Origin of the sequence: Marinomonas sp. UCMA 3892 (assembly GCF_012726345.1) — a bacterium.
In the GTDB taxonomy this organism is placed as follows: Bacteria; Pseudomonadota; Gammaproteobacteria; order Pseudomonadales; family Marinomonadaceae; genus Marinomonas.
Map to the genome: position 1 here is coordinate 31650 of NZ_PTXN01000018.1, position 14498 is coordinate 46147.

12 protein-coding genes are annotated in these 14498 nt (G+C 44.1%); 11 read left to right on the forward strand and 1 reads right to left on the reverse strand.

What is annotated here, in order from left to right; all coding sequences use genetic code 11:
* Positions 1-119 precede the first annotated feature (119 nt).
* The 11 genes from xylF to B6N13_RS19905 all read left to right on the forward strand — a co-directional run bounded on the left by xylF (position 120) and on the right by B6N13_RS19905 (position 12931).
* On the forward strand, positions 120-1121 hold the full coding sequence (gene xylF / locus B6N13_RS19855) for a D-xylose ABC transporter substrate-binding protein (RefSeq protein ID WP_012069568.1): 1002 nt from the start codon (positions 120-122) through the stop codon (positions 1119-1121).
* 57 nt (positions 1122-1178) lie between these two features.
* On the forward strand, positions 1179-2708 hold the full coding sequence (locus tag B6N13_RS19860) for a xylose ABC transporter ATP-binding protein (protein WP_012069569.1): 1530 nt from the start codon (positions 1179-1181) through the stop codon (positions 2706-2708).
* Positions 2701-3831 (forward strand): sugar ABC transporter permease, encoded by a 1131-nt coding sequence (locus B6N13_RS19865; protein ID WP_169460371.1) that lies wholly within the window; start codon positions 2701-2703, stop codon positions 3829-3831. The genes B6N13_RS19860 and B6N13_RS19865 overlap by 8 nt, the downstream gene beginning before the upstream one ends.
* A gap of 38 nt (positions 3832-3869) precedes the next feature.
* Positions 3870-5318 (forward strand): xylulokinase, encoded by a 1449-nt coding sequence (xylB, locus tag B6N13_RS19870; RefSeq protein ID WP_169460372.1) that lies wholly within the window; start codon positions 3870-3872, stop codon positions 5316-5318.
* Positions 5319-5478: 160 nt separating this feature from the next.
* Complete coding sequence (locus B6N13_RS19875; protein ID WP_012069572.1) at positions 5479-6660, forward strand: DNA-binding transcriptional regulator; 1182 nt, start codon at positions 5479-5481, stop codon at positions 6658-6660.
* A gap of 234 nt (positions 6661-6894) precedes the next feature.
* Positions 6895-7908, forward strand: a complete 1014-nt coding sequence (locus B6N13_RS19880; protein ID WP_169460373.1) for a substrate-binding domain-containing protein — start codon at positions 6895-6897, stop codon at positions 7906-7908.
* A gap of 339 nt (positions 7909-8247) precedes the next feature.
* On the forward strand, positions 8248-9192 hold the full coding sequence (locus B6N13_RS19885; RefSeq protein WP_169460374.1) for a D-ribose ABC transporter substrate-binding protein: 945 nt from the start codon (positions 8248-8250) through the stop codon (positions 9190-9192).
* A gap of 53 nt (positions 9193-9245) precedes the next feature.
* Positions 9246-9860, forward strand: a complete 615-nt coding sequence (locus B6N13_RS19890; RefSeq protein ID WP_169460375.1) for a DUF2291 family protein — start codon at positions 9246-9248, stop codon at positions 9858-9860.
* Positions 9860-11380, forward strand: coding sequence for a sugar ABC transporter ATP-binding protein (locus B6N13_RS19895; protein WP_169460376.1), 1521 nt, complete (start codon positions 9860-9862; stop codon positions 11378-11380). Before B6N13_RS19890 ends, B6N13_RS19895 begins: the two co-directional genes overlap by 1 nt.
* A gap of 1 nt (position 11381) precedes the next feature.
* Entirely contained in the window at positions 11382-12446 is a 1065-nt protein-coding gene (locus tag B6N13_RS19900) for a sugar ABC transporter permease (protein WP_012069577.1), read from the forward strand.
* 44 nt (positions 12447-12490) lie between these two features.
* Entirely contained in the window at positions 12491-12931 is a 441-nt protein-coding gene (locus B6N13_RS19905; protein ID WP_012069578.1) for an RbsD/FucU domain-containing protein, read from the forward strand.
* A gap of 121 nt (positions 12932-13052) precedes the next feature.
* Here the strand turns inward: B6N13_RS19905 and xylA are convergent, their stop codons facing one another.
* Entirely contained in the window at positions 13053-14372 is a 1320-nt protein-coding gene (xylA, locus tag B6N13_RS19910; protein WP_012069579.1) for a xylose isomerase, read from the reverse strand.
* Positions 14373-14498: the final 126 nt, after the last annotated feature.

Sequence of the window (14498 nt, forward strand, 5' to 3'; positions counted from 1 at the left end):
GTAAAAACGCTAAACGGAAACAAAAAAAGATAATACCGCTTATTAAAGCGCCGATTTACATTCGTCTCACTCCATCAGGAGATCGTTCACTTTTAATAAAAATAACAAGGAATGAAAAGATGAAAAAAATCCTTTCCATGAGTTTGCTGGCAACACTCTGTGCAGCAACATCTCTTCCTGCATTGGCGGCAGGTGAGAAAATCGGTTTGTTGATGTCTGACTTACGCTTAGAGCGCTGGCAGAAAGACCGAGATTTGTTTACGGAAGCGGCTGAATCTATGGGCGCTAAGGTTTACACACAATCAGCCAATGGCGATGCGAACACACAAATCTCTCAAATTGAAAACATGATTTCTCGTGGAGTTGATGTGTTGGTTATTGTGCCAGAAAACGGTGAAGTACTCGGTAATGTGTTGGCAGAAGCCAAAGCCGAAGGTATTAAAGTACTGGCCTACGACCGATTGATTAAATTTGCCGACATCGATTTATATGTGTCTTTTGACAATATTCGTGTGGGTGAAATGCAGGCTGAAGCTTTACTGAAGCGTAAACCGAAAGGTAATTATTTTTTGATGGGAGGGTCGCCAACAGATAACAACGCGAAAATGTTCCGCCAAGGTCAAATGAACGTACTGCAACCTGCGATTGATGCGAAAAAAATTAACATAGTAGGCGATCAATGGGCAATGGGTTGGTCTGCTGAGGCTGCGTTAAATATTATGGAAAATGGTCTTACTGCCAATGCTAATAAAATTGATGCGGTTGTAGCGTCTAACGATTCTACCGCTGGTGGTGCGATCCAAGCACTAGCAGCACAAGGTTTGAGTGGTAAAGTGGTGATTTCTGGTCAAGATGCTGATTTAGCATCGGTACGTCGTATTGTCGCTGGCACACAGACTATGACGGTGTACAAACCGATTTCGAAACTGGCAAAAACCAGTGCTGAAATGGCGGTTAAGCTAGCTCGTGGTGAAAAAATCAAAGTTAATGGCTCGGTTAACAACGGCAAAAAAGACGTTGATGCTGTGTTGTTAACGCCTATTTCGGTTACCAAAGACAACCTAGATTCAACCGTCATTGCTGACGGATTCCATTCTCGTAATGATGTTTACAATCCTTAGATTTCCTAATGTATGGCGCTCAATTGAGCGCCATTTGCTTTTCATAAGGGTGTAAATATGAAGCAAACATTATTGGACATGCGTTCCATTGTAAAAAGCTTTTCGGGTGTTCGTGCCTTAAATGGTGTCAGCATTCAGCTTGATCGTGGTGAAGTCTTGTCTATTTGTGGTGAAAATGGTTCGGGTAAATCCACCTTAATGAAGGTGTTAAGTGGCGTTTGGCCGTTTGGATCTTACGAAGGAGAAATCTTCTTCGAAGGTAATCTCGTTAAGGCTTCGACAATTCGAGATACCGAAGCGCTGGGTATTGTCATTATTCATCAGGAATTGGCGCTCGTTAAAGAATTGTCAGTCATGGAAAACATTTTTCTTGGCAATGAAATTGGTTCATTTGCTCGACTGAATGACGAAGAAATGCATCGTCGGACCTCGGAATTATTAGCTCGGGTGAAACTAGATGTGTTGCCTGATACGCCAATACGAGATCTTGGCGTCGGCCAGCAGCAATTGGTCGAGATTGCCAAGGCGCTGAATAAAAACGTCAAACTGTTAATTCTGGATGAGCCAACTTCGTCTTTGACGACAACTGAAATCGACATTCTGCTGAACATTGTTAGTGAGCTTAAACAGCAAGGTATCGCGTGCATTTATATTTCTCATAAGTTGGATGAAGTATTGGCCTTGTCTGATTGGGTCACCGTGATTCGTGATGGTGACCATATTGATACCAAAGCAGCGGCTCAGCTGACACAAAATGACATCATCAGCATGATGGTTGGGCGAGAGCTAGACGAGCTGTTTCCGCGAGAAGAGCACGATATTGGCGAGGTGGTTTTGCGCGTCAAACATGCCACCGCGAAACAAGCTGGTGCGACTCGTGCGCAAGTCGAAGATGTTAGCTTTGAGTTGCGCCAAGGGGAAATTCTTGGTATCGCGGGCTTGATTGGTTCTGGTCGTACTGAGCTGATGCAGTGTCTTTATGGTTCTTATGATGGTGACTATGAAGCAGAGATCGAGCTAGAAGGGCAGACCGTCAACATTCGTTCCCAGCGTGTGGCGTTAGAAGCTGGCATTGCCATGGTGCCAGAGGACCGAAAACGTCATGGTATCGTGCCTATTATGAGTGTTGGCCGCAATATTACTTTATCCGTGTTGGGGAAATACTCTTCTTGGTTTGGTGCGGTGAATGAAGACAAAGAAAGTAATGACATCGACGATTATATCGAGCAGCTAAAAGTCAAAACCGCGTCCGCTGATTTGTCGATTAAAAACCTCAGCGGTGGCAACCAACAAAAAGCCATTATCGCCAAATGTCTGTTAACCCATCCCAAAATTTTGATTCTCGATGAACCAACTCGCGGCATCGATGTAGGCGCAAAATATGAGATCTATAAGTTGATGTTTGCTCTCGTCAAACAAGGCATGTCCATCATTATGGTGTCGTCTGAATTATCTGAAGTAATTGGTATCAGTGACCGAGTATTAGTGATGCATGAAGGGCGCTTGAAGGGGCAATTTGACTATCAAGGTTTGACCCAAGAAATGATTATGAATTGCGCGATCAAAGAAGGTGTAGCAAATGTTTAAAACAATAAAAACCAGTCAATTACAATTGTTTGCGATGTTAGCGGCGATGCTGCTGATTGTCGTCTTCTTTTCTATTGCGACCGATGGCGCGTTTATTTCGCCACGGAATATTTCGAACTTGATTCGTCAAACGGCCATTGTGGGCGTGCTCGCTATTGGCATGGTGTTTGTCATCATCAGTGCCGAAATCGATTTGTCGGTTGGTTCTATGATGGGCCTATTGGGTGGAATCGCAGCGATTTTGGATGTTTGGTTTAACTTTCCGATTTTACTTACCGTGTTAGTGACCGTCGTTGCGGGTTTAGTCTTAGGCTTATTTAACGGCTGGTGGGTGGCGTATCAACGTGTGCCATCTTTCATTGTCACTTTGGCTGGGATGTTGGCATTTCGCGGCATTTTAGTGGGTTTGACTGATGGTGCCACGGTTGCACCAACGTCTAGTTCACTGGCCATCATTGGTCAAAGCTATATTCCTTCAGGTTGGGGCATTAGTGTTGTGGGTTTGTTGTGCTTAGGTTTGGTGGCAAAAGTTTATGCTCGACGTAAGGCAAGAAAACAACATGGTGTTGAAAATAAAGCGGCAAAGTTTGAATACGCAAAAGCTTTCGTGGCGGTCGTGGTCTTGCTAGTTTTGCTCTATGCCTTAGAAAGTTATCGAGGCATTCCAACGCCTATTTTGATCATGGGCGGATTAATTCTTATTGCCACTTATGTTGCCAAGCGAACTGCGTTTGGTCGTCGTGTCTACGCCATTGGTGGCAATATCGAAGCGACTCGCATGTCTGGTGTGAACGTCGAACGAACCAAAATGTTGGTGTTTGGTTTTAACGGCATGATGGTCGCTGTCGCGGCTTTGATACTGACTTCTCGGCTTGGTGCGGGTTCTCCAGCAGCCGGAAATATGGCGGAGCTGGATGCCATTGCTGCCTGTGTGATCGGCGGAACCAGTTTGGCTGGCGGCGTTGGCGCAGTGTTTGGAGCCATCATGGGCGCGCTTATTATGGCGAGTTTAGACAACGGCATGAGCATGCTCGATGTACCGACTTTTTGGCAATTAATTGTCAAAGGCATGATTTTATTATTCGCCGTTTGGCTGGATGTGAAAACCAAGAAAGCGCAGTAATCAACAGATTTAAATGAATTAAATAAGAGATAACTATTATGTATATCGGCATCGACCTCGGCACCTCAGGTGTCAAAGTGATTTTAATGGCGCAAGACGGAAACGTCGTAGCAAGCTGCTCATCGCCTTTGTCAGTATCTCGGCCGTTTGATCTTTGGTCTGAGCAAAGTCCAGAAGACTGGTGGCAAGCCACGGACTTAGCCATGTTGCAGTTAGCGGCAGAGCATGATTTGCAGGGCGTTAAAGCCATTGGCTTATCAGGCCAGATGCATGGCGCTACATTATTGGATAAAAAAGGCGATGTATTAAGACCTGCGATTTTATGGAATGACGGTCGTTCCCACGAAGAATGTTTGTTATTACAAAGACGCTGCCCAGAGGTGCAGGCGATTACCGGTAATTTGGTTATGCCAGGTTTTACTGCGCCTAAACTGCTTTGGGTGAAACAGTATGAGCCAGAAATTTTTGGACAAATTGCAAAAGTGCTATTGCCAAAAGATTACCTGCGCTTTCGTATGACAGGTGAGTTTGCGACCGACGTTTCTGACGCCTCTGGCACGCTGTGGCTAAACATGGAGCAACGCTCTTGGAGTGACACCATGTTGAGTGCTACAGGATTAACGGCCGAGCAAATGCCAAGCGTATTTGAAGGATCTCAAATCACTGGTGTGATTTATGATGATTTAGCAAAACGTTGGTCTATGCCGATTGTTCCTGTTGTGGCGGGTGGTGGCGATAACGCCGCTGGCGCTGTAGGTATGGGAATTATCTCGCCTGAGCAAACCATGTTGTCGCTTGGTACGTCAGGGGTTATTTTTGCGGTAAGTGATGGCTTTACGGCCAATCCCGCGGCGGCTTTGCATAGTTTTGGACATGCTATTCCTAATACTTGGCACACGATGTCGGTGATGTTGAGCGCCGCGAGCTGTATTAATTGGGTGACAAAATTAGCTCAGTTTAGCAGTATTGAAGCCGCTTTATTAGCGGCTGAAAATCGAATGGATCACGACAATAGCCTCACTTTTCTGCCGTATTTAAGTGGAGAAAGAACACCACATAATGATCCCAATGCGAAGGGTGTCTTTTGGGGAATGACCCATGAGACTACCGCAGCGGATCTTGTTCATGCAGTACTGGAAGGTGTGACCTTTGCTTTGCTAGATGGCTTAGACGCAGTACGTTCTGCACAAAATATCAATGAAAGTATTGATGTTATCGGTGGTGGTGCGAAAAGTACTTATTGGTTACAAATGTTGGCTGATGTGTTTGACGTGCCAATAGATTACCGCGCAGGTGGCGAAGTTGGCCCTGCACTGGGTGCTGCCCGATTGGCTGCGATAGGTTATCAAGGTCAAGAGGTATTAAGCGAAGTTTGTGCAAAACCAGCGCTAATTCAACGTTATCTGCCGAACCACACTGGTGCCGCTCGATATACTGAAAAACGCGAGCGTTTTCAGGCGTTATATCAAAGATTAAAAGGACTTTAATGAGTAAGAGCGGTGTCTTATTGCACCGCTCTTTTTTTACAGGCTTTCTTTCATTACGATTTCTGTTATTCCCTTTCTGATTTTTATCATTCTCTAGAACTAATGGGCTCTCAGGGGGTATTATCGAGCCAGCAAAAATAAAAATTAGAGACGCTTTTGTATGTTTGAAAAACGCTACCGACTTAACCTAGTGTTCAATGCTAATAAGGTTTACGACCGGCAAGTCATTGAAGGTATTGGCGAATATTTACAAGCCGCGCAATGTGACTGGGATGTATACTTTGAAGATGATTTTCGCTCTCGCCTTGATGCACTAAAGCATTGGAAGGGGGACGGCATTATTGCCGATTTTGATAACCCTGAAGTCGAAGAAATCTTAAAAAATACCAATATACCTACGGTCGCTGTAGGTGGTTCTTATCATCATAAAAAAGATTATCCTCGTTTGCCTTATGTTGCGACGGATAACGCGGCATTAGTACGTTGTGCGTATCAGCATTTGAAGCGCAAAGGGCTGCCTCAGTTTGCTTTTTATGGCTTACCAAGTACGGTTTACAGCCGTTGGGCAAGTGAGCGAGAGCATGCATTTGTCGAGCAAGTTCGCTCTGACGGATTTGAACCTCATGTGCATCAAGGTTTCTGCACCTCTGCTGAAATATGGGAAACCGCTCAAAACGAGCTAGAAACTTGGTTAACGAACCTACCTAAACCCATTGGCATTATTGCCGTCACTGATTCCCGTGCACGTCATTTATTGCAAGTCTGTGATCATTTGAATATTTTGGTGCCGGAGCAAGTTGCCATTGTTGGGATCGATAACGAAAGCATGGCGAGGTATTTAAATCGCACCGCTTTGTCTTCTGTTGAACAGGGCAGCAAGCAAATGGGTTATGAAGCGGCAAAAATGTTGCATCGTATGCTACTAGGTTATTCTGTTGAAAATTCGTTGGTAGTGGTAGATCCAACTGGAATTACCGAAAGACAGTCGTCTGATTATCGCGCTTTGCGCGATCCTTATGTGATTCAAGCCATGCACTTTATTCGTCATAATGCCTGTCGAGGTGTGAAAGTAGCGCAAGTAGTGGATTACATTGGCATATCAAGAACTAACCTAGAAACTCGCTTTATCGACGAAATTGGCTGCTCAATGCACGAACAATTGCATATGACCAAGTTTTATCGCGCTTGTGAATTGATCACATCGACCGATTTACCATTTGATGAGATTGCGCGAACCTGTGGTTATCCATCAGTGCAATACATGTACACGGTATCACGCAAAAACTTGGGGATGACGCCAGGGGAATATCGAGTGTCATCACGTCTTGGTAAAGATTCATAAGACGTTTTATTCAATAATTAATGTTTAAAAAATAAGAGAAAATTAAATATTATAAAAAACTCTTGATGCATTTTAACGAGGTCGTTAAGTATACTTCCTGAAATGGTATTGGATTTTAAACTGTTATTTTGTAAACAAAGATAAGTCGTAAGCGCTTGATCTATTTATCTTTGTTTGAAAAAAGTGACGGCCAAAAAATTCAGTTTACGCAATTCATTAAAGGGGAGTGTAAGTTTGTCTTCGACAATCAAAGACGTTGCGTTACGGGCAGGTGTATCGACAACCACCGTATCTCATGTTTTGAATAAAACGCGTTTTGTAGCCAAAACGACACAAGAACGTGTTTTCCAAGCCGCTGAGGAGCTGAACTATGCTCCGAGCGCGGTGGCACGCAGCTTAAAGGTAAAAAATACCAAAAGCCTTGGCATGTTAGTCACCACTACCTTGAATCCTTTTTTCGCCGAATTGGTCAACGAAGTAGAGAAGTGCTGTTACCGAGAAGGTTACAACCTTGTGCTTTGTAATACTGATGGTGAGTTAGAAAAAACCAATTCCTATCTACGAATGCTGACGCAAAAACGTGTTGATGGCATTTTGGTCATGTGTTCCGCCTATGATGACTCGCTGTTTAGCTCTTTGATCGGTCAGCGTAATTTGCCCATGGTCGTCATGGATTGGGGCCCATCTGATGATTATGTCGATCGCATTCAAGACAACTCGGTAAAAGGCGCGCATTTGGCGATTCAGCATCTAATTGAACAAGGTCATAAGCGTATTGCTTATATTGGCGGTCCATTAGAAAAATTGCCCGCAAAGCAGCGTTTAGACGGCTTTATGGAGGCCATGGAGCAAGCCAATTTACCTGTCCAAGATGATTGGGTGATTGAATCCGACTTCGAATTTGAAGGTGGAAAATTGGGAATGCGCCAATTATTATCCTGCCATAATTTGCCTAGCGCTGTGTTTGTTGCCAATGATGCTATGGCGATGGGTGCTATGAGTGAAGCACAATTATCTGGTGTTAAAATTCCACAGCAATTGTCTATCATCGGCTATGATAATTGTATGTATTCTGCTTATTTTAGTCCGCCGCTAACCACCATCAATCAGCCCAAAGAGCGATTAGCCGAATTGGCAATCAGCACCATGATTGAGCGGATTGAGAATCCTCGTCAAGAAGGCAAAATGATCATGTTAGAGCCAAACTTGGTGGTTCGTTCGTCGGTGGCTGCTGTTTCTGCAGAATAGCTCCGATTTCTTGTTATTTTCTGTGTATTTTACTTTCAGCTTTTTGGACTCTCTGCTCGATTTTAGACTAAAAACTCGTTTTAAGGTTGAGAAAAGAGCCTGTAAGAAGTCTTTTTATATAGAAAAGTCCTTATAATTCAGTTGCTTGATTGTTTGTAGTTAAATTACACCAGATGTTCATGGTTTTATCGTCTTAACTATTTGATAAATAGGGTTTTTTTCTTATCGGTCAAGAATTTATTGACAAGCTCCATGTGCTTAATATAAAAATAGCAAACGATTACGCAATCGTTTGCTATTCGAATATTTTAATAAAAATAAGCATACCGGAGACATACAATGAAAAAGAAAACCTTCTTGAAATCATGCCTTGCCGCAACATTATTGACCTTGGCTAGCACCAGCGTTTTAGCTAGCAATGGTTTGATCGCCATCATTACTCCATCTCATGACAATCCATTTTTTAAAGCCGGTGCCGAAGGCGCGGATGCGAAAGCTAAAGAATTGGGTTATGACACCTTGGTTGCTTCTCATGACGGTGATGTAAATAAACAAAACCAATTAATTGAAACAGCGATTGCTCGTCAAGCCAAAGCGGTGATTTTGGATAATGCTGATGCGGATGCAAGTATTGGTTCACTAGAGCGTTTGAAAAAAGCCGGCATCCCAGCTTTCCTATACGACCGTGAAATCAATAAAACCGGTATCGCCGTGACTCAAATCGTATCGAATAACTTCCAAGGCGCTCAGTTAGCCGGTGAAAAATTTGCCGAGTTGATGGGTGACGGCGGTGAATACGTTGAGCTATTAGGACCTGAGTCAGACACCAATGCACAAGTGCGTAGTGAAGGTTTCCACGACATTTTAGATAACTTCCCAGAATTCAAAATGGTTGCTCGTCAGTCTGCCAACTGGAGCCAAACCGAAGCGTTCAGCCGTATGGAGTCAATTTTACAAGCGAATCCAAACATCAAAGGTGTGATCACGGGTAACGATTCTATGGCATTGGGTGCAGAAGCGGCATTGCAAGCAGCGGGTCGTAAAGACGTTTTCATCGTAGGTTTTGATGGTCTTGATTACGTAAGAGATTCTATTATCAAAGGTTCTAACATCAAAGCAACTGTAATGCAGCCAGCTTACGCTCAGGCACAACGCGTTGCTGAACAAGCAGATCTATACATTCGTACTGGCTCAACAGGATTGCCAGAAAAACAATTAATGGATTGTGTATTGATTGATAGTTCTAATGCGAAAAATTTAAGTAACTTCGCTCTAAAAAAATAACAACCTGACTCGAAGCTCTCATTTTTGAGAGCTTCGGCTCCTTGGGTATCATTATGTCTTATAAAAAAATCTTTCAATTTATCGGGCTCATTGCGTGCCTTAACTTGCTGACAGCCTGTACTGTTACGGACTTAGACGCTGACGGCAATCCTATTATTCCTAAAGATCCTAATGCTGCGGTTAGCTTTGCAGACTTCACCTTGTCTGAAGTGGCCGATCAGCTTTGGGAACCAAAAGTCTTCCCAGAAGCAACACAAGAATTCACCCCTTGGGAAAGTATTAAATCCCAGTTGGATGCGCAGCAAATTAATACCAAGCAAAGTTTTTTTGTCCGTTTAGATGGCACCATCGAAAGTGTTGATTTAGGCAAAATGAAAGGTGCGATAACGATTAAAGTGGGCGGTACCAATATCGATCTGCAAGTGGGTCGTATTATCAAGGGCAATGCCATACGTGATGCCTCTAAATACGTTGTCTTTGATGACTTTAAAAACCAGATTCGTTTCGCTCAAATCTCACGAGAGTTTAATAATCGTGCCATGGCATCGGTTGGCGAGCCAGATTCAAGTTGGGTAGGCGAAAAAGCCACGGTCATTGCTGCGATTAGCATAGATCAAAATATCATCAGTGATGCTGTGCCTATGCAGATTACGCTTGGAGGTAAATGATGAGCCAAGCTAACGCAGACGTCGTCATTCGTGCTGAAAAAATCTCCATGATTTACCCTGGCACGATTGCGCTAAATGAAGTGGATTACCGAGTTTATCGCGGCAAAGTGAATGTCATCATTGGTGAAAATGGCGCGGGTAAATCCACCTTAATGAAGATTTTGGCTGGGGTTCAACAACCAAGCAAAGGTACGATTTATCTAAACGATGAAGCCGTGTCGTTTCAGAATACTCGTGATGCAGCTGCCAAAGGGGTTGGCATGGTTCACCAAGAGCTGAATCTGTTTGGTAACTTAACCGTTGCTGAAAATATTTTCTTGGGTCGTGAAAAACAGCATGGTCTGATGCCGCTTGATACTGCGGAACAGCACCGAGTCACCGCTGAACTCATGGCGCGCCTTGATCAAGACATTTCGCCCACTGAGTTGCTGTCTAACTTAAAAGTCGGACAGCAGCAGTTAATTGAAATCGCCAAAGCCTTGGCTGATGAAGCAGATGTGCTGATTCTGGATGAGCCGACGTCTGCGCTGAGTAAAACCGAGGTCGAGTTGCTGTTTAAAGTCATTCGAGACTTAACTGCTCAGGGCGTTTCCATTATTTATATTTCTCATCGATTAGAAGAACTGATGGCGATTGGCGATCACATTACGATTTTGCGTGATGGCAACTTCCAATCAGAAGCCGAAGTAAAAGATATTGATGTGCCGTGGATTGTCAGAGAAATGCTCGGTAGCGATCCTGTTTCTAATTTCTTGAAGCCGGGCCGTGAATTTGGCAAGCCAGTGTTGGATGTTAAAAACATCAAGCTGATCAACGAAATGGGTCATACCTTGGTTGATGACGTATCGATGGATGTGAAATCTGGCGAGATCGTTGGTATTTACGGACTAATGGGCGCAGGCCGAACCGAGCTAATGGAATGTCTACTTGGCTTGCAGGATTACTCAGGCGAGGTAGAGATAGCAGGACATAAAGTGCCTGCCAAAATGGACACCAGTGATCGTATTCGGTATGGGATTTGTCTTGTGCCTGAAGATCGCAAAAAGAACGGCATTTTCCCTATTTCGTCAGTGAGCAATAACATGACGATTTCTAGCTTATGGCGTCGGCTCAAGCATCGCTTTTCCATTGATGAAAAAGCCGAAGCCGAAGCGGTAACGTCCGCCATTGGTGATTTGTCTATCAAGGTGTCTTCTCCTGATATTGAAATACGCGCATTGAGTGGCGGTAACCAACAAAAAGTGGTGATTGGCAGAACCTTGTTAACCAGTCCGAAAGTTTTGTTATTGGATGAGCCAACTCGTGGCATTGATATTGGTGCCAAAGGCGACGTATTTAAAATGATGGTGAAGCTTTCTGAGCAGGGGATTGGTGTGTTGTTTTCGACCTCTGACTTGAAAGAAATTATGGCTGTTTCTGACCGCATTCTGGTGATGTCCGGAGGCAAATTAACTGCCAATATCGCTCGTTCTGAAGCAACAGAATCTGCACTTGTGTCAGCAAGCGCGCAAGGACTTTAATATGAAAACTTCTCAAAATACTGCATCTCAACAATCGTCTGTTTTTTCCGGCGAAAGCTTGTTGTTACTGGCGTTAAAAATGCGCACATTCATTGCGTTGTTTTTGATTCTGGCATTTTTTACCTTCATGGTACCGGGCTTTTTGGCGGCCAGTAGTGTTGTCATTATGGTTAAGCACATTGCCATCAACGCCTTTTTAGCACTTGGCATTACCTTCGTCATCATCACCGCAGGTATCGACCTTTCAATCGGTGCGATTCTTGGCTTCTGTGGCATGGTTGCTGGCTGGTTGATTACCAAAGGTATCGTGTTACCTATGTTTGGTATCGCTATTTTTCCAAGCGTTTGGTTGATCGTGCCAATGGTTTTGGTTATTGGTGGTTTGATTGGTGCGGTCAATGGCATTTTAATCACCCGCTATAACGTGGCGCCATTTATATGTACCTTGGGCACCATGTATATCGTGCGTGGTGCGGCCATGTTGTTGTCTGGCGGTGAAACCTTTACTGGTTTGTCAGGCAATGAGCAGCTTGGTAATACTGGCTTTGAGTTGATTGGTTCTGCGAAATTATTGGGTCTGCCTTACGCGATTTGGATGATGTTTATCCTTGCTGGTGTGATTGCCTACATCGCCAAAAGAACGCAATTTGGTCGCCATGTATTTGCCATTGGTGACAACGAACATTCTGCCGAATTGTCTGGTGTGAAAGTGCGTAGCGTCAAAGTTTGGGTTTATACCATTTCGGGTCTTTGTGCTGCGCTTGCAGGTATTGTGGTGTCTTCGCAATTAGTGGCAAGTCACCCTGCAACAGGTGTTGCGTTCGAGATGAATGCTATTGCCGCTGTGGTATTAGGTGGCACGTCTTTGGCTGGTGGCCGAGGAACCATAATGGGCACGCTGATTGGCGCTTTTGTTATTGGTATTTTGGCCGATGGTTTGGTGATGATGGGCGTGAGTGAATTTTGGCAAATGGTCATTAAAGGTGTGGTGATTATTCTTGCTGTTATCATCGACCAAAAACAAAGTCGCTTGCAGCATAAAGCCGCCATCGTGCAGCAAAAATAGATTATCAACATTTGCTTTCAGCCTATCTGTTATTAGGAAAAAACATGCTAAAAAATATAGATCCTTTGCTAAGTGGTGAATTACTGAACGTGCTACGCACAATGGGCCACGGCGACGACATTGTACTGGTTGATCGTAACTTTCCTGCGGCTTCTATGGCAGCAGGAAAACCGGTTATTCGTTTAGATGGTGTGAATGTTATTCAAGCGGCTAAGGCGATTCTATCTGTATTGCCATTAGATACCTTCGTTGATCAACCTGTGACGCGTATGCAAGTGGTTGGTGAAGACGAATCTGTGATGCCAGAAGTTCAGCAAGAATTCGCGGTAGAGTTAAAAGCTGCCGACAGTGACAACGCTGAAATGGGTTCGTTAGAACGCTTTGCTTTTTATGAAGCGGCTAAACAAGCCTATGCTTTTGTTGTGACTGGCGAAGGCCGGGGTTACGGTTGTTTTCTATTGAAGAAAGGTGTGATCTTTTCTTAATATCGTTTAGTAACGTTCAACTTAGATCTTAGCAATACTAAAAAAACACAGGTCAGCTTTTGTTGGCCTGTGTTTTTGTTTTAAACCGCTAAATTTTTATCTAATGGCTTATTTGAACATCTTATTTAAAGATGTAGCCATTTACCATGTTTTCTAGCATCTCTTGGCGACCAGACACTGGCTGAGGGTCTATGTTATTTTTCTCAGCATATTCTGCCAGATCTTGTAAAGTATGCTTGCCAGCCAAAATGTCTGCACCCAAAGAGTCGTTCCATTTTGCATAACGCTGATCAACAATGTTCGCCAATTTTTCATCTTCGATCATTTTAACCGCACGTTCTAGTGACAAAGCCAAGGTGTCCATCGCGCCAATGTGGCCATGGAACAAGTCTTCCAGATCCATTGATTGACGGCGTAACTTGGTGTCGAACATGTAGCCGCCCGTTTTGAAACCACCAGATTTTAGAATCTCATAAGTCACGAGCGTGTATTCTTCCACACTAGTTGGGAATTGGTCTGTATCCCAGCCCAGCTGAGCGTCGCCTTGGTTGGCGTCGACGGAACCAAGAATGCCCAAGGAACAAGCCGTAGCAATTTCATGATGGAAGCTGTGACCCGCCAAGGTCGCGTGGTTGGCTTCAATGTTAACTTTGATCTCTTTTTCAAGACCAAACTCTTTTAAGAAGCCATATACTGTCGCGGTATCGTAATCGTACTGATGCTTGGTCGGTTCCGCTGGTTTTGGCTCGATCAACAAGGTGCCTTCAAAGCCGATTTTGTATTTGTGCTCAACCACCATTTGCATAAAACGACCAAGCTGCGCGCGCTCGCGTTTTAGATCGGTATTCAATAGAGTTTCATAGCCTTCACGGCCGCCCCATAGGACATAGTTCTCGCCTTTAAGTGCTTTGGTCGCATTCATCGCATGAAACACCTGAGTCGCCGCGTAAGCGAAGATTTCAGGGTTAGGGTTTGATGCAGCGCCAGACATGTACCTTGGATTGGAAAAGGCATTCGCTGTTCCCCACAATAACTTGATGCCAGTGGCTTCTTGCTTGGCTTGCAAAACGTCTACCATTTGCGCAAAGTTATTAATGTACTCTTTGATTGAACGGCCTTCTGGGCTGACATCCACATCGTGAAAGCTGTAGTAGGGAACACCCAATTTAGTGAAAAACTCAAACGCTGCATCGGTTTTTAGCTTTGCCGCTTCCATTTCAGATGCAGCTTTAGACCAAGGGCGATCAAAAGTATTTGCGCCAAAGACATCGCTACCTTGCCAACAGAACGTGTGCCAATAACACACCGCCACCCGTAAATGCTCCGCCATGGTTTTGCCCATCAGCATCTTGTTCGCATCGTAATGTTTGAAAGCAAAAGGGTTGCTTGAATCCGCACCTTCGTATTTGACAACCGGCACAGTTTTGAAAAATTCGCTCATATCAGAACTCCAGACTATTGTTATTTTTTATCCCTACGAATGATTGTTTGTTTAGGTGATTGCTTCAATTACGAAATTTTCTGAGCGCGTTATTGAATTTGTTGGGAGAGTGGGGCGAATAGTGAA